22 protein-coding genes are annotated in these 22,933 nt (G+C 41.2%); 13 read left to right on the forward strand and 9 right to left on the reverse strand.

Annotation, left to right across the window (positions count from 1 at the left end):
• Nucleotides 1-8 precede the first annotated feature (8 nt).
• The 7 genes from ABWO12_RS06445 to groL all read left to right on the forward strand — a co-directional run bounded on the left by ABWO12_RS06445 (nucleotide 9) and on the right by groL (nucleotide 5,962).
• Entirely contained in the window at nucleotides 9-1,268 is a 1,260-nt protein-coding gene (locus ABWO12_RS06445; RefSeq protein WP_353087946.1) for a sigma-54 interaction domain-containing protein, read from the forward strand.
• 52 nt (nucleotides 1,269-1,320) lie between these two features.
• Nucleotides 1,321-2,118 (forward strand): hypothetical protein, encoded by a 798-nt coding sequence (locus ABWO12_RS06450; RefSeq protein WP_353087947.1) that lies wholly within the window; start codon nucleotides 1,321-1,323, stop codon nucleotides 2,116-2,118.
• A 53-nt stretch (nucleotides 2,119-2,171) separates the two neighbouring features.
• Nucleotides 2,172-2,672 carry an LptE family protein gene (locus ABWO12_RS06455; protein ID WP_353087948.1) on the forward strand — a complete coding sequence of 167 codons (501 nt, stop codon included), beginning with the start codon at nucleotides 2,172-2,174 and terminating at the stop codon, nucleotides 2,670-2,672.
• 3 nt (nucleotides 2,673-2,675) lie between these two features.
• A complete protein-coding gene (locus ABWO12_RS06460) occupies nucleotides 2,676-3,506 on the forward strand; it encodes a DUF8458 domain-containing protein (protein ID WP_353087949.1) in 831 nt (276 codons plus the stop codon).
• A 3-nt stretch (nucleotides 3,507-3,509) separates the two neighbouring features.
• Nucleotides 3,510-3,872, forward strand: coding sequence for a preprotein translocase subunit SecG (secG, locus tag ABWO12_RS06465; protein WP_353087950.1), 363 nt, complete (start codon nucleotides 3,510-3,512; stop codon nucleotides 3,870-3,872).
• Between the two features lie 143 nt (nucleotides 3,873-4,015).
• A complete protein-coding gene (locus tag ABWO12_RS06470) occupies nucleotides 4,016-4,291 on the forward strand; it encodes a co-chaperone GroES (RefSeq protein WP_353087951.1) in 276 nt (91 codons plus the stop codon).
• A 42-nt stretch (nucleotides 4,292-4,333) separates the two neighbouring features.
• On the forward strand, nucleotides 4,334-5,962 hold the full coding sequence (gene groL, locus ABWO12_RS06475) for a chaperonin GroEL (protein WP_353087952.1): 1,629 nt from the start codon (nucleotides 4,334-4,336) through the stop codon (nucleotides 5,960-5,962).
• A gap of 70 nt (nucleotides 5,963-6,032) precedes the next feature.
• Here groL and ABWO12_RS06480 read toward each other — a convergent pair whose 3' ends face one another.
• The 8 genes from ABWO12_RS06480 to xrtF all read right to left on the reverse strand — a co-directional run bounded on the left by ABWO12_RS06480 (nucleotide 6,033) and on the right by xrtF (nucleotide 12,964).
• A complete protein-coding gene (locus ABWO12_RS06480) occupies nucleotides 6,033-6,701 on the reverse strand; it encodes a DedA family protein (RefSeq protein WP_353087953.1) in 669 nt (222 codons plus the stop codon).
• A gap of 158 nt (nucleotides 6,702-6,859) precedes the next feature.
• Nucleotides 6,860-7,204, reverse strand: coding sequence for a heavy-metal-associated domain-containing protein (locus ABWO12_RS06485; RefSeq protein ID WP_353087954.1), 345 nt, complete (start codon nucleotides 7,202-7,204; stop codon nucleotides 6,860-6,862).
• Nucleotides 7,205-7,235: 31 nt separating this feature from the next.
• Nucleotides 7,236-9,242: a TonB-dependent receptor plug domain-containing protein gene (locus tag ABWO12_RS06490; protein ID WP_353087955.1), complete on the reverse strand. Its 2,007-nt coding sequence runs from the start codon at nucleotides 9,240-9,242 to the stop codon at nucleotides 7,236-7,238.
• A 50-nt stretch (nucleotides 9,243-9,292) separates the two neighbouring features.
• Entirely contained in the window at nucleotides 9,293-9,709 is a 417-nt protein-coding gene (locus ABWO12_RS06495; protein ID WP_353087956.1) for an HYC_CC_PP family protein, read from the reverse strand.
• Between the two features lie 52 nt (nucleotides 9,710-9,761).
• Nucleotides 9,762-11,117: an MBL fold metallo-hydrolase RNA specificity domain-containing protein gene (locus ABWO12_RS06500; protein ID WP_353087957.1), complete on the reverse strand. Its 1,356-nt coding sequence runs from the start codon at nucleotides 11,115-11,117 to the stop codon at nucleotides 9,762-9,764.
• A gap of 7 nt (nucleotides 11,118-11,124) precedes the next feature.
• Nucleotides 11,125-11,952 (reverse strand): ATP cone domain-containing protein, encoded by an 828-nt coding sequence (locus ABWO12_RS06505; protein ID WP_353087958.1) that lies wholly within the window; start codon nucleotides 11,950-11,952, stop codon nucleotides 11,125-11,127.
• A 39-nt stretch (nucleotides 11,953-11,991) separates the two neighbouring features.
• On the reverse strand, nucleotides 11,992-12,432 hold the full coding sequence (locus ABWO12_RS06510; protein ID WP_353087959.1) for an exosortase F system-associated membrane protein: 441 nt from the start codon (nucleotides 12,430-12,432) through the stop codon (nucleotides 11,992-11,994).
• On the reverse strand, nucleotides 12,410-12,964 hold the full coding sequence (xrtF, locus tag ABWO12_RS06515; RefSeq protein ID WP_353087960.1) for an exosortase family protein XrtF: 555 nt from the start codon (nucleotides 12,962-12,964) through the stop codon (nucleotides 12,410-12,412). Before xrtF ends, ABWO12_RS06510 begins: the two co-directional genes overlap by 23 nt.
• A 71-nt stretch (nucleotides 12,965-13,035) precedes the next feature.
• On the opposite strand from xrtF, the gene ABWO12_RS06520 reads away from it, so the two are divergent.
• The 5 genes from ABWO12_RS06520 (at nucleotide 13,036) to ABWO12_RS06540 (ending at nucleotide 21,432) form a co-directional block, all read left to right on the forward strand.
• Nucleotides 13,036-13,491: an XrtF-associated fRMsr-like GAF protein gene (locus ABWO12_RS06520; RefSeq protein ID WP_353087961.1), complete on the forward strand. Its 456-nt coding sequence runs from the start codon at nucleotides 13,036-13,038 to the stop codon at nucleotides 13,489-13,491.
• A gap of 99 nt (nucleotides 13,492-13,590) precedes the next feature.
• A complete protein-coding gene (gene rpsO / locus ABWO12_RS06525) occupies nucleotides 13,591-13,860 on the forward strand; it encodes a 30S ribosomal protein S15 (RefSeq protein ID WP_073363115.1) in 270 nt (89 codons plus the stop codon).
• 130 nt (nucleotides 13,861-13,990) lie between these two features.
• Entirely contained in the window at nucleotides 13,991-16,186 is a 2,196-nt protein-coding gene (locus ABWO12_RS06530) for a polyribonucleotide nucleotidyltransferase (protein ID WP_353087962.1), read from the forward strand.
• Nucleotides 16,187-16,318: 132 nt separating this feature from the next.
• Nucleotides 16,319-17,638 carry a hypothetical protein gene (locus tag ABWO12_RS06535; RefSeq protein WP_353087963.1) on the forward strand — a complete coding sequence of 440 codons (1,320 nt, stop codon included), beginning with the start codon at nucleotides 16,319-16,321 and terminating at the stop codon, nucleotides 17,636-17,638.
• Between the two features lie 212 nt (nucleotides 17,639-17,850).
• Entirely contained in the window at nucleotides 17,851-21,432 is a 3,582-nt protein-coding gene (locus ABWO12_RS06540) for a DUF2339 domain-containing protein (protein WP_353087964.1), read from the forward strand.
• Here the strand turns inward: ABWO12_RS06540 and ABWO12_RS06545 are convergent.
• A complete protein-coding gene (locus ABWO12_RS06545; protein ID WP_353087965.1) occupies nucleotides 21,429-22,028 on the reverse strand; it encodes a CDP-alcohol phosphatidyltransferase family protein in 600 nt (199 codons plus the stop codon). The genes ABWO12_RS06540 and ABWO12_RS06545 overlap by 4 nt on opposite strands.
• 243 nt (nucleotides 22,029-22,271) lie before the next feature.
• On the opposite strand from ABWO12_RS06545, the gene ABWO12_RS06550 reads away from it, so the two are divergent.
• Nucleotides 22,272-22,933, forward strand: a 662-nt coding sequence (locus tag ABWO12_RS06550; RefSeq protein ID WP_353087966.1) for a helix-turn-helix domain-containing protein, incomplete at its 3' end; no start/stop codon positions are given.

The raw sequence follows: 22,933 nt of genomic DNA on the forward strand, positions 1-22,933 counted from the left end.
CTTGACTTATGGAAAGTGTACAAAGTATCAAACAACGATTTGAAATTATCGGAAATGACGCCAAATTGAATCGCGCCATAGAAAAAGCCATACAAGTGGCCCCTACTGATATTTCGGTGTTGGTGGTTGGTGAAAGCGGTGTTGGAAAAGAAAGCATCCCTAAGATTATTCATTCCCTTTCGCATCGTAAACACGGCAAATACATTGCAGTCAACTGCGGAGCTATTCCTGAAGGCACCATTGATAGTGAACTTTTTGGACACGAAAAAGGGTCGTTTACAGGGGCCACACAAACGCGCGAAGGATATTTTGAAGTAGCCGATGGAGGCACCATTTTTTTGGATGAAGTGGGCGAATTACCATTAACTACCCAAGTGCGTTTATTACGTGTTTTGGAAAATGGCGAATTCATCAAAGTGGGTTCGTCTAAGGTTCAAAAAACCAATGTGCGCATTGTTGCGGCCACCAATGTGAATATGTATGAAGCCATTGAAAAAGGTAAATTTAGAGAAGATTTATACTATCGTTTAAGTACGGTAGAAATAGGATTACCTCCTTTACGCGAACGCCGCGATGACATTCATTTGTTGTTTCGAAAATTTGCTGCTGACTTTGCACACAAATATAAAATGCCCCCCATCAAGTTGGAAGATAACGCCGTGGGGTATTTAGTCAATTACCGTTGGGCAGGTAACATTCGCCAATTGCGCAATGTTGCTGAACAAATTTCGGTACTTGAAACCAAACGGGATATCAGTGCAGCCGCTTTGGCAGGGTACATTCCGATGGACCAACGCAATTTGCCTAGTGTGGTTTCGCAAAGCAAATCGGAGAGTGATTTTGCTACGGAGCGCGATATCCTGTACAAAGTTTTATTTGACATGAAAAGTGATTTGAATGATTTAAAAAAACTCACTTTAGAATTGATGAAAAACGGCAAAAACGTTCAAGATATCAATCCGAGTTTGATTCAAAAAATTTATGGCAAAGCCGAGGAAAACAATGCTTTTTCTCCAGAAACCACTGTTGCTGTGTACCAGCCTACTGTTGAAACTCATCAGGAGGAATTTCATGATGATGACGCCGAACACAATTATCTTTTTGCCGAAACTGTAGAGGAGGAAGAAGTATTGCGTTTGGAGCAAAAAGAAATCGAATTAATCAAAAAGGCATTAGAGCGAAATAAAGGCCGTCGAAAGGCAGCTGCGGATGAGCTAGGCATCTCTGAACGTACACTTTATCGAAAAATCAAGCAGTTTGGCCTATAAATAGTTGCTTGAGCAGAAATACATTTACATTTGAATCCCAATTTAACCTACCATGAAAAAACTACTTGTTATAGCAGTACTTACCGTAAGTTTTTTTTCTTGTTCCAACGACACTGACAAAGCCTCTAACGCTACAGCACTTCGAGAAGTGGTTCTTTTTAGAAATTCCCCACAAGAACTACATTGGAAATTCAATACCTCAGGGCAGTTAACGGAAGCTACCAATGGCCAGAATCAGGTGGTGGAACGTTATACGTACAACAATTTGAATCAAATCACACGCGTTGGACTTTTCACCAATGGCACTGAAACCAGCAGTTATACCTTTACGTACAACACAAACGGCATAGTCGCCAGTATCAACGGAAATGCTGTGACGCATAACTCGGCTGCAAACACCTACACCTATACGCACAATGGTATAGTTCGCTCGGTGACATTCAATGCCGACAAGAAAGCTACCCAAATTGTCGACATGGTAGGAACTGAATCGACTGGGTATCTAATGACCTATGTAGCGGGAAATTTGACTTCCTATACGCGTACTTCTATGACTTCAAATGTGAGTCGGAATTATAATTACAACACCATGATGACCTACCGTACGGAGTTGGGACGATACACCGCCGCTTTGGCCTTGGTTAAAAGTTTTATGGAACCCGATTTTTTAGCACATGCATTCTCTTCGGAATATGTACCTGAAGAATGTCACCACGGTGCTCCCGAAGCTCTTCGCTACAGTTATGGTGTGATTCCTGGGGAACGCTCGTTACAATTTACTTCAGAAGAATTTGTGAATAATACTCCCGGGACAATTGCAGCTTACCAAGAGTATTATTACGGGAATTAATCTTCCTCAATTCGAAATATTGCTTTATTTTAGCGGTCTTATCAATTTGATTCATGAAAGCATTACGGTGTATTTCTTTATTGGCTTTGCTTGTATTCCTCAATGGTTGTGGAGGATACAGTTTCACGGGGATTCAAACCGACGCCAAAACCGTACAAGTAAAATATTTTCAAAACACGGCACCGCTTGTCGAACCTGGAATCGAACGAATTTTCACCAACAAATTACAGGAGGCTATTCAAAATCAAACGCGATTAAGTTTGACTTCCTCCAATGGCGATTTGGTGTATGAAGGTGAAATTGTAGATTTTCGCGTGTCTCCAATGACATCTACTGCCAATTTTACAGCGGCGCAAAACCGCTTGACTATTACGGTATTGGTTAAATTTACCAACACTAACAAAGAAGATGAAAATTTTGAAAAACGTTTTTCCTTTTTTCAAGATTATGAAGGAAATGCACAATTGACGGGTAGCAAACTCACAGAAGTTGTCGATTTCATCTTCAATCGAATCACACAAGACATTATTAATGAATCGTTGGCAAAGTGGTAGGTTATGAATAGCACAGACTACATCTACCTAATCAACAAACCCTATGCCATAAACGATCGGCAATTTCGAGAATTGGAACCGATTCTCGAAAAATACCCTTATTTTCAAAGTGCTCGTGTTTTGCAATTGAAGCATTTGTACAATCTCGACAGTTATCAATATAATGATGCGTTAAAAAAAACTGCGGCCTTTACCCATGACCGCAGTGTACTTTTTGACTTTATTACAACGACACAGTTTACCACGATTGATAATACATTGTATGATCGCAAGGTCGCTGAATTGTTGAATATGGAGGTCATTGACTCCAAAGTGGTTGTTATTCAACCTGCTATCGATCCGTTGCAGCAATCTCTTTTGACTACCATTGAAAAATCGGGAGAAGTTGCACAGAAGGTAGAACTCCAAGCCAGTGAGGCATTGGACCTCGGAAAACCTTTACCATTCAACACCGAAGAAAAGCATAGTTTTCAAGAGTGGCTTCAACTTTCGCGTTTTAAACCTATTGAACGAAAAGAAATTCCTGCCGCTACCAAACCTTTAGATAATGTTGATGTACGTTCAAAAAAAATGGAGCTAATCGAAAAGTTCATAGAAACTAATCCGAAAATACCTGCGATTTCAAAAGACAGTATACCTGCTACGGTAGCCTTGGAAACGTCCGATAAAAGTTACTTAATGACCGAAACCTTAGCAAAGGTGTATTTGGAACAAAAAAAGTACCCACGGGCAATTCAAGCCTATGAAATTTTAATTTTGAAATATCCAGAAAAAAGTAGTTTCTTTGCAGACCGAATTGAAGAAATAAAAAAATTACAACAAAACAATCCCTAAACAATGAGCACATTTACAATCTTTTTGGTATTAATTACGATTGTTTGTTTTCTGTTAATCATCGTAGTTATGGTTCAAAATCCTAAAGGAGGAGGATTATCTTCTGCCTTAGGAGGAACACAACAACTAGGCGGTGTCCAAAAAACAACCGATTTCTTAGATAAGAGTACTTGGGTATTGGGTGCAGCGTTAATTGTGTTGGTTTTATTGTCGAGCATGAGCTTTCCGGGTTCTGGCGGCAGTACTGACAAAATCATCGATGCGAGTCAATCGGCAGCTCCAGCTCCTGATGATGCCAAGGAAGCTAAACCGGGCGATGCGAATACAAAACCAGCAGAAACCCCTACCTCTTCAGAAAAAAAATAACGTAAAGAGTCCCAGTTCGGGACTTTTTTTTTGACATAAAATTCGTTGACAGAAAGACTGAAAAATTGGCAGTTTTACTCACTTGGCATAATTTATGAAATATATGAGGCAAACAAAAAATAACAAATAAAAAGTAATGCATTATGGCTTTAAACATTAAACCTTTAACTGATCGAGTTTTGGTTGAACCTGCGGCCGCAGAAGCAACCACCGCAGCAGGAATTATTATTCCAGACACTGCAAAAGAAAAACCACAACGAGGTACTGTCGTTGCAGTAGGCAACGGTAAAAAAGACCATGCGATGACTGTCAAAGTGGGCGATATTGTATTGTATGGAAAATACGCTGGAACCGAACTTAAATATGACGGTAAAGATTATTTAATCATGCGCGAGGATGACATCCTAGCCATCATTTAAGAAAACAGGATCAACAAAATCAAAATTTTAAAAAGTAAAACTATGGCAAAAGATATCAAATTTGACATTGAAGCACGCGACGGTTTAAAACGTGGAGTAGACGCTTTGGCCAATGCGGTAAAAGTAACCTTAGGTCCGAAAGGCCGTAACGTAATCATTTCAAAATCCTTTGGCAGCCCTACAGTAACGAAAGATGGTGTTTCGGTTGCTAAAGAAGTAGAATTGAAAGATGCGCTCGAAAATATGGGAGCTCAAATGGTGAAAGAAGTGGCTTCAAAAACCAATGATTTAGCGGGTGACGGAACGACAACAGCAACCGTTTTAGCGCAAGCCATTGTAAAAGAAGGATTGAAAAACGTAGCCGCTGGTGCAAATCCAATGGATTTAAAACGCGGTATTGATAAAGCCGTTGAAACCATTGTAGCCGATCTTGGAAAACAATCCCAAGAAGTAGGCAGCTCTTCGGAGAAAATCAAACAAGTGGCTTCGATTTCAGCCAACAACGACGAAGTGATTGGAGATTTAATTGCGACCGCTTTCTCAAAAGTGGGTAAAGAAGGGGTTATCACCGTTGAAGAGGCTAAAGGAACCGATACTTATGTAGATGTCGTAGAGGGAATGCAGTTTGACCGCGGGTATTTGTCTCCTTATTTTGTGACAAATGCTGAAAAAATGGAAGTGGACCTTGACCGCCCTTACATTTTATTGTACGACAAAAAAGTTTCTTCTTTAAAAGAATTGTTGCCAATCCTTGAACCTGTGGCACAATCGGGGAAACCGTTATTGATTATTGCCGAAGATGTGGATGGAGAAGCGTTGTCGACTTTGGTGGTCAATAAATTACGCGGTGCCTTGAAAATCGCTGCTGTAAAAGCGCCCGGTTTCGGTGATCGCAGAAAAGCTATGTTGGAAGATATCGCTATTTTAACGGGAGGTACTGTTGTCGCTGAAGAAAGTGGCTTTACCTTGGAAAATGCGACTCTTGAAATGTTGGGAACTGCTGAAAAAGTAACTATCGACAAAGACAACACGACTATTGTAAACGGTGCTGGTAATGCCGACATGATTAAAAACCGTGTGAATCAAATCAAAGCGCAAATCGAGACTACGACTTCGGATTACGACCGTGAAAAACTGCAAGAGCGTTTGGCTAAATTAGCCGGTGGTGTGGCCGTATTGTATGTTGGTGCTGCCTCTGAAGTAGAAATGAAAGAGAAAAAAGACCGTGTTGACGATGCTTTACATGCCACGCGTGCCGCCGTGGAAGAAGGTATTGTAGCGGGTGGCGGTGTGGCTTTATTGCGTGCCAAGGCAGCCTTAGCTGATTTAAAAGCTGAAAATGCAGATGAAGCGACAGGAATTCAAATTGTTTCTCGTGCCGTGGAGTCGCCTTTGCGTACTATTGTGGAGAACGCTGGTTTAGAAGGTTCTGTAGTCGTGGCAAAAGTAGCCGATGGAAAAGGAGATTTTGGATACAATGCCAAAACGGATGAATACGTTGACATGTTAAAAGCAGGTATTATCGATCCGAAAAAAGTAACACGCGTTGCTTTGGAGAATGCGGCTTCGGTAGCAGGAATGATTTTAACCACCGAATGTGCTTTGGTGGAGATCAAAGAGGAATCAGCTCCTGCAATGCCGATGGGCGGCGGTATGCCTGGCATGATGTAAGCATAAATACCTAAGCATAAAAAAATCCGACGGTTGTTATGACAGTCGGATTTTTTATTGAATTATGCGTTTATTTTCGTTTTCGCACAAACTTCATGATCACGGGAACCGTAGTCACCAGTACGATACCGATGACAATGTATTCGATATAGTGTTTTAAATCAATATTGAATTGAACTTTAAACAGCTCATACAAATAGTGTCCTGCGAATATCATCGTCACGGACCAAAGTATTGATCCAAGGATATTGTAAAACATAAACTTTTTACGGTCCATTTCAACAATCCCGGCAATCACAGGAGCAAAGGTGCGCACGATAGGTAAAAAGCGAGCAAACACTACAGCCCGACTTCCGTATTTGTCAAAAAATTCTTTGGACTGGTACAAATACTTTTTCTTAAAAAACAGACTGTCCTCACGTTTGTATAAGTAACTGCCACTCTTTTTCCCAAACCAATAGCCAAACATATTGCCTATGATTCCCATCACTGCCACCATAAATGCAAGTAAGGTTACATTAACAAAATCACTTCCAGTTGAAAAATCCCGCATCAAGAGTTCGCTATAAATCCCACAAAGGAAAAGCAAGCTATCGCCTGGCAAGAAGAAGCCCGCCAGTAATCCTGTTTCGGCAAAAACGATAAACAACACCACATAAAGGCCTATTTTGATGCCTCCTACTTCCAGTAAAATGTAAAACTCAGGGTTAAAAAGTTGTTTCCAATCAAAGTGATCCATGAAATCTATTTTTTGAGGTCGTGAAATTAGGCATTATTTTCCAAAAGACGTCTTAATTTTTTGGTAGAATACGGTTGCCTTTGACGCTTCATACATCCGATTACATAACGTTACATTTACAAAGCCTAATTCACATCGACTTCACAACGTCAATTCATTTAGTTGACGCGTTCATACTTACAACAATGGTGTAAGTTTTCATACACCGCATCGGGGGCCTTGTAGGAACCGATTACATCATGCCCGATCGAAGCAATGGCTTTTTTCACCGCATCAAGATTGGTTTTCTCCTCGTTGATGATCAACTGCAATTGGTGGGTTTCGATATCCCACACGGCCGATTTTACGCCTTTGACCGCATAAGCTGCTTTTTCAATGCGTTGTTTACAGGTTTCACAATTACCATTCACTTCAAAAGTATAGGAAGCATTTTTATTCTTTTTCTCTTGGGCCCATCCTTGAAGGGAAAGGAAGGCCATCATTAAAATCAGTACATTTTTCATAATTGTTGCGATATAAACATTGTTTTTAAAATTATAAGACTTTGTAACGTAATCCTGTGTACACCATTCGACCAAAAACAGGAGCATAGGTTATGGTGGCATCAAAAAAGGGCCCGAAAGGTGCGTCTGCTCCCAAAATTGCCCGTTCTTGCTGGTAGTTGAATACGTTTTCTGCACCCAAATAGACTTCAAACGATCGGGAAAAAACGCGGGTTACTTGCGCATTGACCAACGAATAGAAAGGGGAAAAATTACCCATTTGCGCTGTAGTAGGATTGTTCCCTGTAAAGGGCAATTGCTGTACTCCTATCCAATTGTAAGTGGCATCCATTTTCCATTGTTGATGTTTCTCGGTGAGTGCTGTTTCATACTCAACATTGGAAAAGAAACGATTTCTCGCTTGAAGCGGACGTTGAAAACGCCCCGACAAATAGTCGGTAGCCACATCATAATACTTAAACGAGTTACGAATATTCAACCGATGAAGGGGTTCGAAATCAAAATCAAGTTGCAAAGTATTGGCATACGAACGCCCCTTTAAATTGTAAAAGATAACCTGTTGTGCATTTTGCATGACATCGACAACCACTTGGTTTTGAAAATCGGTACGGTAGGCATCAATAGTAAAAGCGGCGTTTTTATTAAATATGCGAAACTTTTGGGTAAAACTAACCCCATAATTCCAAGCGATCTCTGGATCTAAACCGTACAATGAACCGCCTGAATTTTGCACCACAAATTGCCGAGAACTGTTGAACAGCGTTTGATTTTCTGACCAAATATTGGCCGCTCTTTTACCGCGACCCATCGATAAGCGCAATACGCCAAACTCCCATGGATTGTAGCGCAAATGAAAACGGGGCGTAAAAAACACGCCCAAGCGATTGTGATAATCGACGCGTCCTCCCAGAATATAACTCAGTGTTTTTCCATTGTCGAAGGTATACTCAAAAAAGGTCCCTATGGCGTTGTCGATGCGACTGTAATCTACGGCATCAAACACTTCGGTGTAGCGATCTAGTGTTGCATTGATTCCTGTAGAAAATTTGTTTCGGGTATTTTCAATAATGGAGTTGAAAATGAAATTGGAGTACAAACTTTGCTGCTTCATGCCATATTCGCGCAAGCCAAAATAGGAGGATTGATGATGATACGTAAAGGCATTTTGAAATCCTAAACTTTGGTACGGCATGCCTTTGAATACATACCCCGATTTGGTGGTTACATCAAACCGTTCGGTGTTGATTTCGGAGCCCCACCGTTGGGTCGTTCCCCGATGATGGTGGGGATGAAAATCGACTTCGCCCATCTGCTTTTGATCATTCAAATACTTTAAGTTAAAAAAAGACACCCAACCGGTTTCGGGATTGGTATACTGCCAACGATTGGTGATATTGAACTGTTGCCCTATGGGATTATCGAGAAATCCATCGTCGTTCATGTCATTTTTCCCTACACGGGCATTGCCATGAATGAACAAACTTGACGCCCAATATTTACCTAATTTGGCATTAAAATGGGTGTTCAATTCATAGCGGTTACCATTGTCGGCATAAGCATTGAGGAAAAAAGGAATGTCTTTTATGGGTTTTATCAATTCGGTATTGATTTGCCCAGAAATACTCTCATAGCCATTGACAACACTGCCAGCTCCTTTGGTAATTTGTATACTTTCGACCCAAGTCCCTGGAATAAAGGACAGCCCAAAAATTTGGGAAGCTCCCCGCACCGAAGGGATGTTCTCCTCGGCAATAAGGATGTAGGGACTTGTTAATCCGAGCATTCGGATTTGCTTGGTGCCGGTAAGCGCATCTGAGAAATTAACGTCAATGGAGGGATTGGTTTCAAAACTCTCGGCAAGGTTACAACACGCGGCTTTGAGCAACTCTTTGGAGGTTACTACGGCGGTATTGGTGGTTTTGGATAAGGATTTTTGTAGGCTTCGCGATTTGCCTTCTACTTTGACTTCGTCCAATTTTTGTTGACCAAAGCTCATCACAGAAATGCACAACGCTACTACAAACGTAAGTGTTTTCATAAATGCAATAATTTATTATTTGACAAAAAATATAAAGGTCAAATAATAAATCAAGCGTAAAATAACCGTTGGGAATAGCGCGCGTAAAAGGGTGGCCCATGCGCATCGCAATAATAGGCTAAAATTGGTTTCTTATGAACCGTATGTTTCGGCAAAAAAGAAGTTAAAAAGAAGGCGCTATTGCCTTCTAAAGCAAGTAATTCTGGCGTAATATCTTTAACAAGTAACTTTTCGGAAGTGTCTTTGAATTTGAATTTCTTGTCTTTGCAACAAGACATTTTCTCGATAGTGGTTGAGTCCTCACCACAACACGTGTCCTCCATTTGTGCGGCAAGTTCAGTGAACCCCAAAACGGTTTTAACAGAGGCTACTTCTCCGGCACAATAGTGCACATGCAAAGCGACCCCCATTTGGGCAAACCCAATCAAGACCGCAAGACAAATCGTAAGAAACTTTCTCAACAACATGGCACAAAGATACTTAGAACAGAGCTCAGTTTTGATAATGGAAAGTTAAAAATCAAATGGTCAGCGAACTACCAAGATGTGGGATATGGACAGTCCACCCATACGTTTCTTGAATTTTTAAACGCAAGGCATCGGCCGCTTGATTTTCACCATGAACCAAAAAAAGATTTTGAGGTGGCCATTGTATTTCATTCAGCCATTGGAGCAAACCCGTTTGGTCGGCATGTGCAGATAGACCTTCAATTTCGTAAACAGTAGCCTCTACTGGAATATATTTTCCAAACATTTTTAGTTCTTTTGCACCCTCCAGTAATTTTCGGCCGCGGGTTCCTTCGGCTTGATACCCAACTAAAACAATTGAGGTTTCAGGACGTTCAAGATAACGCTCAAGATAACTTAATATTCGACCCCCTGTTAGCATTCCACTGGCAGCGATGACCACTTTGGGTCGGGTATCATAAATGGTTGCTATGGTTTCTTTGTAATTGGAAATAATTTGAAACATGTGACTCATCGCCTCACATTCATGCAAGGGTAATTTATGGGCCTTTGGATAATTTTTAAAAAGATGCAATACACTCATTCCCATTGGGGTATCCAAAATATATGGGATATTGGGAATACGATTTTCTTCTTTTAATTGCCATAATAAATACATCAATACTTGAGCACGTTCCACGGCAAAACTTGGAATCAAAACAGTCCCCCCTTTTTCAAAAGTAGAATTGACAACTTCCGCCAAAATCTCTTTTACCACCTCAACGGGATGGATGCGATTGCCATAGGTACTTTCCAAAAAAACAAAATCCGCTTTTTTTGGTCGAATTGGCGCCAGCATTAAATCATCATGATCACGACCTATGTCTCCAGAAAAAACAAGAGTCTTTCCTTCTAGTGTCAGTTGAATCGAACACGCACCAAGAATATGACCTGCACGAAAAAAAAGGGCTGAAATTTCTGGATCGAGGGGGATTGCAACTTCTTCCTGGATAGAATGTATCAGTGGAAATACCGCTTCGGCTTCTTCAACGGTATAAAGCGGGCGGGCGACTTCATGTTTTGAAAACCGTTCTTTGTTTGCTCGTTCGGCTTCCTCCTCTTGAATCTTTGCGCTATCCAACAATATCAACTTTGTAATATCACGCGTAGCTGGAGTACAGAAAATTTTACCCTCAAAACCTTGAGCCACCAGACAGGGAAGCCACCCACAATGATCGAGATGCCCGTGGGTAAGCAATACAAAATCTATCGTTTTTGGCAAAACGGGCAAGGATTCCCAATTCAACTCCCGAAGATTTTTAAGTCCTTGAAAAAGTCCACAATCCACAAGAATTCGAATACCATCCGATTCAATTAAGGTTTTTGACCCGGTGACGGTACCTACACCGCCCAAAAAAGTTACTTTCATACTGCCATTACATTTTGGTGAGTTCTCTAATTTCTTGCAAAACATTTTTTATCCGCTGTGGACTGAGTCCGATAGTTTCCAATACATGGGATTGATTGGGTAAGTCAGACACCAAAATAATGCCTTGAATCAACACCTTTTCCTTTTCGACTGCGGTTAATGTAGTCAAGCATGTTATGGGGTACAATCCTTCACGATCGATAAGATGTCGAATATTTTCATGTTGGGGATAATCCCAACTCAATAAGGTTAGTCCACTGCATGTTCCGAAAGTTAAAGCATCTGTCGTAAACCGATTATTGGTGACTAATATACAAGCTGTTATCGTGTGGAAACGACCAAAAACTTTGTGTTCTATCGGCTTAATATCATTAAAACGGGAAAGTATATACATGGGTACCTTTACATCTGTTACGGCAACTGGCGTAGCATGAAACTTACATTCTATCATGGATGTAATTTCATTTTTTTGAACCACTACATCAATTTCATGGGTAACACAGGTTCCTTGCAAAAAACAATTCACCTCTGTTTGGTATCCTTGTCGTTCAAAAAGTCTTGCGATAAACTTTTCAAAGAAAAAGCCTGCTGGGCCTAACATTTGCAAAGCTGCTTTTAAATTATATCGTGCTGCATGGGAACTGGATTCTTTTTTTAGTAATGCATACGCTTGCTTGTAGATTTTCCGGGTACTTATTCCGTCGTAAAGTGATTCGCTTATTTTTTGAACCACATGGTCGACCAAGGACGCTTCGGCTCCAGAGCGCAACATGGACTTACGAAGTTTTTCACGATCAAAATCAACATAATGCCCCGATTGTTTTACGACTTTCATACCCCTACATTTATCTAATAAAGGTACGAAATAATACCGTTATTGATCTTTATTTTGATAATAAAATGCAGGGATAAAAAGCAATAGAAAAAGGGGTTGAATTAAAAAACGTCGAACATAAAAAATCAACCATTTGTGAGCATCGTCCGAAGTATCGTAAAGCAAAAAAAAGGATGCTCCCAAAATCAAGCCTAAACCAAGATACAAATGCCCAACAAAAAACAATTGTTCACGACTGCGAAATAACACATATAAAATCGCCATAGAGATCAATGAATTGAGTCCATAGCGAAGGAATAAATGTCCTCCATAGCGAACGGATTCTATATGAGGAAGGGGTTGGTTTTGATAATCATTTTTAAAATAGGTCAAAAGTGGATCATAAAACCACTGCACTTCACCAGCCCGAATACACAATAGTAGTCCAACGAGGAAGGCAATCAAAAACCATTTCAACTTATTTAGTGGAAGGTGCTGCATAATTGGAAAAACGATTAACCCATACCATCCAGAGTAAAAAAACAAATCCATAAATCACCATAGGAAACAATACACCGTGTAGTGCATGTTCGTAAGCTGGATAATGATAAAGTGCGATAGCCAACAAAGCTATTCGTAAAATATTCGCCAAGTGAATTAGTCCGATTCCTAAAGGAACAAACCAAAGGGTGCGTTGCCATGTTCCGCGAAAGGCCAAAACAAAAGCCGTAAACAATATCATAACACTTACTGCATTACACCCTTCAATGATACGCGCAATCCAGGTATTGTGATAAAACAATTTCACACCAGCCTCTTTATTATTGGGAGCCGTATGGGCTGTTTCATCAAAAAACTGCAATATCCATTTGGACTGCTCTGCAACATGATAGGTTATGCGATCTACTTCTTTTTTGGACGCATCATATTGCTGAAGATATCCTTGGTATATCAAAGTCAATAGGGTATACGACACGATAAATCGCAATAAAAAAGATAAAAAAGGGCGGTAAACCGTGAACAAGGATTCCAATGGATGTTTTTAACAAATTTTAGGTAAAAATACGAAAAGCCATTGGTTACTTTTGCAAAAAAATAACGCAAATGCATTTTGAAGATTTACAGCCCGAAGTCGTATCGATTTTATCGCAACCCATTAAATCACGGGATGAAAAGTTACAAGAACTGTGTGCGCTTTTGAATGAAAAAGTATCCTATTACAATTGGGTAGGATTTTACTTTGCCCATCATGAAACGCGTACCCTTCACTTAGGACCCTATGTAGGTGCTGCAACCGACCATACCGTAATTCCTTTTGGGAAAGGCATTTGTGGGCAAGTCGCCGAAACCAATACCAATTTTGTGGTTCCCGATGTTTCGGCTCAAGATAATTACATCGCTTGTAGTTTAACGGTCAAATCAGAAATCGTGGTTCCTTTGTTTGTTCGCGGTGAAAATATCGGTCAAATCGATATTGACAGCCATGTGATCGACCCGTTTTCTGAGGCTGACGAACGTTTCTTGGAGTTTGTAAATCAAGAAGTTGCCAAATTATTTTAATTCCTTTTTTTTATTTGTCAAATTCAAAAATAAGGCTACCTTTGCAACCGAATTGGGAACGACCCAATCTACATAATAATTATTTAAATAAATATTAGCATGTACTTGACTAAAGAAGTTAAAGAACAAATCTTCGCTAAACACGGAGGAGCTGCTGCAAACACAGGTTCAGCAGAAGGACAAATCGCTTTGTTCACATTCAGAATTAACCACTTAACGGAGCACTTGAAAAAAAATCGTCACGATTTCAACACGGAGCGTTCGTTAGTGAAATTGGTAGGTAAACGAAGAAGCTTACTCGATTACTTGAAAAATAAAGATATCAACAGATATCGTGAAATCATCAAGGAATTAGGTATTAGAAAATAATACAAAACTAAAGAGGTGCCTGCGCGCCTCTTTTTTTTAAAACACTATTAAAAAAAGTTTCAGTTTTTCATTGGGTTACAACAACTAACAACAACACAACTAACCTTAATTAAAAACAGAATTAAATTTTATGATTCCAAAAGTAACCCAAGAAACCATTACTTTGGCCGATGGAAGAACCATCACCATTGAAACCGGGAAACTTGCCAAACAAGCCGATGGTTCGGTTGTTGTTCGCATGGGCAATTCTATGCTGTTGGCCACTGCCGTATCGGCACGTACGTCCAATCCCGGAGTAGACTTTTTACCTTTAACGGTAGATTACCGTGAAAAATTTGCCGCCGCGGGGCGTTTCCCTGGCGGATTCTTCAAACGTGAAGCTCGTCCAAGTGACGCGGAAGTGTTAACCATGCGTTTGGTTGACCGCGTATTGCGTCCGTTGTTCCCTGATGATTATCACGCCGAAACCCAAATCATGATTCAATTGATGTCGCATGATGATGAGGTGATGCCCGATGCTTTAGCTGGATTGGCTGCTTCTGCTGCGTTGGCCGTTTCTGACATTCCTTTTTACAACCTCATTTCTGAAGTTCGCGTAGGTCGTGTTGATGGACAATTCATCATCAATCCGAGCAAGCAACAGTTAGAAGTTTCAGAAATCGACATGATGATTGGAGCTTCGAAAGACTCGGTGTGTATGGTAGAAGGTGAGATGAAAGAAATCTCCGAGAAAGAAATGGTAGAAGCCATCAAATTTGCTCACGAAGCGATCAAAGTTCAAATTGAAGCCCAAGAACGTATGCGTGCCGCTATTGGTTCTCCTGCATACCGTGAATACGAAGGCGAAAAAGAAGACGAAACCATCTATAAAAAAGTTCGTGCAGCAGCCTACGACAAATATTACGCTATCGCCCAAGAAGCCTCTTCCAAACAAGAACGAGGCGAGAAGTTTGGCGCTGTCAAAGAAGAAGTAGTGGCTTTATTCAGCGAAGAAGAATTGGCTGAAAATGGCGACTTGGTAAGCAAATACCTTTACAAATGCCAGAAAGAAGCCGTGCGCAATGTGATCCTTGACTTAGGGATTCGTTTGGACGGTCGGAAAACAACCGAAATTCGTCCCATTTGGTCAGAAGTAGATTACTTGCCTTCTGCGCATGGTTCGGCTATTTTTACCCGTGGGGAAACCCAAGCCTTGGCTACGGTAACCCTTGGAACATCTCGTGAAGCTAATGTGATTGACTTACCTTCTGAACAAGGCGAAGAGCGTTTTTACTTGCATTACAACTTCCCTCCTTTCTCTACTGGAGAGGCGAAACCGTTACGCGGAACGTCGCGTCGTGAGGTAGGACATGGAAATTTGGCACAACGCGCCTTAAAAAATATGATTCCTGCCGATTGTCCCTATACTGTTCGTATTGTATCGGAGGTATTGGAATCGAATGGTTCATCGTCGATGGCTACCGTTTGTTCGGGAACCTTGGCATTGCTTGATTCAGGAGTACAAATGATTAAACCGGTATCGGGTATTGCCATGGGATTGATTACCGATGGCGATCGATTTGCCGTTTTATCAGACATTTTGGGAGATGAAGACCACTTAGGGGACATGGACTTTAAAGTGACCGGTACAGCCGACGGGATTACCGCTTGTCAAATGGACATCAAAATTGATGGATTGCGTTATGACATTATGGAACAAGCCTTGGCCCAAGCCAAAGACGGTCGTTTACATATCTTAGGGAAATTGAATGAAACGTTGGCAACACCTCGTCCAGAAGTGAAACCACACGCGCCAAAAATCATTACCCGAGTGATTCCAGGAAATTATATTGGTGCCTTAATTGGTCCAGGTGGAAAAGTAATCCAAGAATTACAAAAAGCCTCTGGAACCACAATTGTCATCAACGAAGTGGACGAGCAAGGTATTGTAGAAATCTTAGGAACCAGTCCGGACGGTATCGCAATGGTTTTGGCCAAAATCGATTCGATTATTTTCAAACCTGAAATTGGCGAGACGTATGAAGTTCGCGTCATCAAGATGTTGGACTTTGGTGCTGTAGTTGAATATACCCAAGCGCCAGGAAATGAAGTATTACTTCACGTTTCTGAATTGGCATGGGAGCGCACCGAGAAACCTTCTGACGTAGTGAATATGGGTGATGTGTTCCAAGTGAAATACTTAGGCATTGATCCGAAAACGCGTAAAGAAAAAGTTTCCCGCAAACAATTGTTACCGCGTCCTCCTCGCGACGATAAACGTCCAGAAGGTGGACCGCGCAAACCTTTCCCGCCGAGAGGTGATGCTAAAGAAAATCAAGAAGGTTAATTCACAATTCTTTTTAGATAGAAAACCCCAATCGCAACCGATTGGGGTTTTTGTTTTTAAGGAAATTTTAGAATTTGTTTTGCCATGACGCAACCTACACCCTATTTTATCGTCATACTAAAAAACAATACTATGAAAGCCTTACCAAAAATCAAACATTTTTTCCTCCTCAGCCTATTGATCCTCAGCCTAGGGAGTTGTACCAACGAGCCTGCAGAACGCACCGAGTCGACTATCGGATACCAGAATGAGCTCTTCAAACTCATGTTAAATACCACCTCGCAAAATGGTGACCCGATGAAGGAGCAAATTTGTATTGATTTTGTGTATCCTTTTCAATTGTTGGTGTACAATACCAATCGGGATCCGGTACAAAACTTGACTATGACCGATGACAGCACGTTGTTTCAAACGTTGATGAATTTACCTTTAAATCACAGCATCAGCATTTCGTATCCCATTGAAACCACTGATTCCAATGGCAATATAATAAGTATAAACAACGATGATGAACTGTTGATTTCGTTGCGTTCGTGTTCGGAGGAAAGTGTTATCTCGTATGTTTCGGGACAGTTTTGCACGCCATTGAATTGTGTGACGAAAGTCCCGTACCTCCCAGAAAATGCGGACAATGAATATGCAGGAGCTATTTTTTACGCCAATCCTGACAACACCATCACTTTACGTCATTTGGGCAACAACTACTTAGGAACCTGGACGGTGATGATTATCAATCAAAAATCGTACATCAACATCAACTTTGCGGGTATTAATCCCATTGCGACCTATTGGAATAAAAGTTATCACTATTTGGGCATTGTGGGACCGTATAGAAAACTAAGCTATTCGGGAGGATCGCGCTATTTTCTTCAAGTATGTAACGAAATTCTACCGTATCAAGTGGGCGATTTCGGACCTTCAGGTGGAATTATTGCCTATGACAAAGGAAGTTACTCGGATGGATGGCGCTATATGGAAGTGGCGCCCAACGATTTACCCGCCAACGAATGGGGATGTGTCACCTCCAATTTGATGAACGCCCAATTTGACGGTGTGGGTAGCGGGTATCAAAACTCGGTGGCTATTGCCAATTTTCACCAATCGTTGAATCAATATGCAACGAATCCTGCAATTTGCAGTGCGTTGAATAATGGAACGGTTGCTGCATTTTCGGGCTTAACGCATGATTTTGGGGACCAACGCGACTGGTGTTTGCCTTCGCATGATGAATTAAAACTGATTCACGACAATTTACATGTAAACGGTGAGGGCGGATTTACAGCGATTCCTATTGGAGTTCAACCGACACGGGAACGCCTCAGGCAAAATGCATTGATTTTAGTACCGGGGCGACCGTTTTACTTCCTAAAAATACAGCCAATGTTGGCACACGTTTGGTGCGTTATTTTTAATGATAGGGAAAAAATTACCCCACCAATCCCAATGATTTAGTGATTTTCAATACCTGCAGGAAGTGCACGAGGGGGAGAAGCGGCATCCTGCCCCGACGCGAGGAGGGGCAGATACAGCGGATCACCCGGCCCCGATTGCGGCAGACAATGTTCCTTATCATTAGCCAAATTACTGGCTATCGGGGCGTGCCCAAAATATAAAAAAGCGACTTCGGTTTTGTTTTTCTATATTTGAGCACTAAAGGCCTTGGTATGGAGTTTTTTGTATTTGTACTTTTTATTCTTATAATTTATGGTGTGGTCAAATTCCAATCGCTGAAATCGAGCTTGGATGTCATGACGACCCAATTGTTCAAACTAGCGGGTGATCGGGACAGTTTGCAGCAACAAGTAAATGCGCTGCGCGAAGAACTGCAACAATTGAAAAGCCAACCAATCAATGCAACTCCTGTTGAAATTGATCGTCCGATTGAAGCACCGGAACCGTCGCAACCGATGGACGAGGAGCCTGCTGTAGAACCTGTGATTCCTGAAGAAGTATTATCCCTTTCAGAATTAGAAGTAGTAGAGGAGTTCGCGCAAGAAGCAATGCCTGAGACCACTGCCGTTGCTGCCTTTAGCACCCCGAAAGTTACTGAAACCGCAGCTCAACCCACTCCTTATGTTCCGCCCACTCCTCCTGAAGCCTCGGCGTTATATTTATTTTTTAAAAAATGGGAACGCCAATTTGCTGACAATTGGACGGGAATTTTGGGCACCGCAATTATGGTCTTGGGCGTGGGGTATTTGAGTATTTACACGGCCCTCAAGGTAAGTCCGCTTTTCCGAGTGCTCATTATTTGGGCCTATGCCGGACTCTTAATGGGTTCGTATCTCCTATTGAAGAAAAAACCGCTTTGGGAAAAAACGGGGTTATGGTTGCGCAGTGCCGGAGCGAGTTTGTTTTTGTTTGGGTGCTCTGGCGCTTCTCAGATTCCGGCTTTACAATTTATTGAGCAAACGAATTTGGGGTACGGACTTTTGGGGATTGGCATTGGATTGAATTTATGGATTGGGTACCGCATCAAAAGGCAAACTTTTTTATCACTGCATGTGGTACTCAGTATGCTTATCTTGTGTGTCATACCCGAGAAGTTGCTCCTTACCTTTTTACTGGCCGCGGGTACGGCTACGGTGGGTATTTTACTTTCTTACAAAGAGAAATGGGAGTACCATATTCTTTCGGTAATTGGATCGTTTTTGGTTTTTGACGTTTGGTTTAATATGACCAATTCACCTCTAACCCATGTAGAGAATAAAATAGCTATTCTGGGTATTGTGGGGGTTGCGGTGAGTTGTATGTTGATGCAATACCGTAAATTATATGACCACACGGCCTTTGACAAAGCGGGTTTAACGACGCATTTGGTCAATTGGGGCTTGTTTGCTACAGGATTGCTAATGCATGCCACAGGAAGTAAATTTAAAACTATAGTTGTAGCCTTGGGTGCTGCTGTGTGTTTTTGGGCGTCTCGCGTGGCCAAAAAACGAGGGATTACATGGTTGTATCACGTTGATTTTTTGGTTAGTTTTTCACTGCTTTCATTTACCATCATCACCTTAAACGAATGGAACGTCGGCTTGGCCATTTTGTTTTTGGGTCTCACCCTCACGTTTAATTTAGGCTTATTGTTTACCCATTTGGAGCAGCAGGATTTTTTACATCGTATTTTAAAAATAGGATACCATGCGTACATCGGTTTTTCGTTGCTTATTAGTTTGAAGGTCGTAGTGGAAACCGACGATTATGGCATTTGGTTGTATGGACTAATTGCACATTCGCTGTTGGTTTTGGGGCTACATGTATACAGCCTTGGTACAGACAAATGGAAGTCGTTTGATGCGTTTTATGGGTTGCCATCGGTAGCCTTAAACGGTCTTTTTGCGGTGGGACTTCAACTTTTGTTGGTGGCTTTGGTTTATCATCAAACGACACATAATCTTTTTGTTTATGTGCTGTTGGGAGCGGCATTGCTGTGGACTGTATTGCTCCTTTTCAGAACGAGTTTACTGCTCAATTTAGGTCGGATTTTGTTCTTCATACTTGCGGGTATCGAGGTAATTTATCTGACTTTGGAGGGGGCCGAGCATTGGATAGACGGTATATACCTTCTTGCATTAGCTTTGATTGCTGGCCTTCAATGGCGCAAGCCTGAATGGGCAGAAAATCGCTTTTTTGTACGCTTTACCCTTGGTCTTGTTACGACCTTATTCTTGATTGTGGTTAACTTTAAATATGGTGATTATCAACCCTTATTCACTACGTTAGGATTTTTTGGCCTCGCCTTTGGTTTAGTTCGAATTGTACATCATCTTATTCAATCGGAGCCGAATGAGTTGGAATTGGCGAAATTCTTCAAAATACTGTATGGACTGACGTTTCTTTGTCTTTTATATTATGTAAGCAGCGAGGTAAGTTCGTTTTCAGGGCTTGAAATGGTGGGCTGTTTTGGAATTGGTTTGGCGTTGCCGCTTATCAATTTGGGACTTTCGCATCGTTTTGCCATACGTCATCCTGCGACAGATCCATTTTTGGTATCCAAAACGCATGAAGCCTTAGCGTTGTTTTTAATAACCCAAAGTATAGGATTTTGGGTGGTGCCTTCGCCCTACTCCATCATTTATTTTGGAGCGATTCCGGGGGTCTATTTTATACTGTATGAAAAATCGAATTGGTTTGAGCCCCTACGCTTCTTTGCTTTTTTACAGCTGATTTTCAGCTTCAGTTACTGTTGCCCCGAATGGATTGAAGTCATTGGATTGTATGACCCCACTACTACGTTGTATTATGCTATTGGGCTTTTATTTGCGCTAAGCTATGGGGTGCTCCAATTTCGTTCGAAGCAGCCCGGTGGATCGGACCATCTGGTGAAAACGATTTATGTACTCAATTTATTTTTGTTGCTCTTTTGGTATCAATCGATAAAGGAATTGTATTTCGGTTTGGCGTTGATGAGTGTTGCCTTGTGCAATTATTACCTTCGTTTCCAAAAAAAAATTGGCCTTCATCGTTTTGTTCCCGATGGTATTGCCTTGTTAGGACTCATTGTTTCATTGCTTTATGCACATACTTTTGTAACGCAATTCCGTTGGATGGAATGGTTGGTGTATGCGGGCGTTTATGGATTAGCATGGGTTTGGATCGTGGTTATGCAACGCACTTCCCAGCACCCGATGGAAAATGGATGGCGTCAAATTTTGGTGAATATTTGGGTATCGGTACTATTATTTAGTCAGCTAGAACAAAAATGGATGCCATTTTATTGGGCTGTAATGGCGGTTATACAATTGTACTTGGTGCATCGAAAAGTGACTTTCCACACTTCCATTCCACTGATTTACTTCATGTTGGCCAACCTACATTTGGGCATTTTAGGATTTTGGTACTATCAACCAGACTATTTACCCTTTTATTTGGGGCTCATGGGAATCTTAGCCGTTTTTGTGGGTTATGCCTACCGTATATTGGATTCCTTTCCTCTCAAAAATAGCCTTTTGATTTATCCCGTTACGTTGAGTATTGGCTTGTTCTTGTACCTCACATTTGACAAGGGCGCGCTTACTTTTTTCTGGGTTTTGGAAGCATTAGGCTTGTTGGTGTTGAGCATCACTTTAAAAGAAAAATACTTCCGTTATGTATCCTTAGCGGTGGTGGGATTGTGCATAGTACGATTGATGTTTTTTGACCTCTCTAATACCGACTTTTTGATTCGCGCGTTGGTGTTACTTGGAGTTGGAGTCGTGCTATTGGTGATGAACAGCTTATTCAAAAAATACAAGGACCGATTGGATTAATTTAAAAGGCGGTGTTTTTTGAACGGAATTCCTTTTCGAATCAAATACGCATGATAAGCGCTGGGAACATCATGGGTCCATTGCGGAAGAATCCAGATGATGAGATATACATCCAAATGACTTATCACGCCAAAAATAACAGCTAAAGCAAATGGCCAACCCGTATGCGCAAAGCCAATGAGGGAAACAAAAGCACTCAAAAGCGTAATGCCCCAAAGTTTGGATAAAAAGGCATGGGTACAGGTTTCGCGCCCAAATTTGAGAAAACTAAATACGTAGGTTAAGGCTTCCATTCCCAAAACGGTGAGAACGGCCACTCGATTTTGAGCGATTAATTCTGGATTCAACCACCAAGCACAAATACCGATACAAACCCAAAACACCATATCGGTTTGACTGTCCATGCGTCGTAATTTGGCGGTAGCCATACCTGTTTTACGTGCGATGATACCGTCGAGAATATCGCTCAAAAATCCGAGACTCATAAGCACCAACAAAATAGGCCGAACTTGAGTAACGTCCAGCACAACAAGCGTGATGGCGAATGGGCCTAACAACAATCGAAACAGGATAAGAAGTAGGGGAATCTTTTTCATATTATTTGTTTTTTAGATAATTCATTAATTGCAACAACAGGTACTTCATCTGCTTTCGTAAAAGGCTTTCGGGTTCATACCATTCGACTCCTTTTCGATAGATCCAAGACAAAAACCAGAGTGCTTTCTTTTGCATCGTATAGTACCATTGCGTGAAATTCACAGGTCAAAATTAATTGCGATTATTGCTAATACATTTGTGTTTATCCGTATTTTTGAAATAAATATTTGCGATTTTCACAAATGAACAAACAAGATCTATTGCTGCACAGCATTCGGAAAAAAATTGGAGACCGCTCCTTACACGATGTATTATCCGAAATATTGGTCATTAGTTATGATGCGGCACACCGAAGAATTAGCGGAAAAAGTAAATTAACGTTGGAAGAAGCGCTGACATTGAGTCAGTATTTTAGCATTCCGTTGGACCATCTCCACTCGAACTCGGGACTTTTGCACTGTAAAAAATCGGTAAGTGTCACTTCGCAAACAGAGTTAGCCTCGTATATTCAACAAGCGGTATCCGATTTACAGGCGTTTCATCCGCAAGGTACATTTTACTATTCGGCCAAAGACATCCCCTTATTTTATACGCTTGGGGGTAATCTTTTGACCAAATTCAAATGGTATGTTTGGCTGAATTTATTGGCAAAACCAGAGGAGAACAAAGCATTTCATCAATTTTACCTTACTGCATCTATTGCCGAACAAGCGCAGCATTTGCAACAAATTTATGCCAAAGCTACTGTACATGAATTGTGGAATGACTCTACGTTGAATAGCACTCTTTTTCAAATTGATTATTACTACGAATCGGGATTGTTGCAAGCAAATGAGGCTTTGCTTTTGTTAGCCGATTTGTTGCAGTTGGTGCAGGACATTGAACGAAAATTAAATGAAGAATC

The organism is Flavobacterium sp. (assembly GCF_040379285.1).
GTDB lineage: Bacteria > Bacteroidota > Bacteroidia > Flavobacteriales > Flavobacteriaceae > Flavobacterium.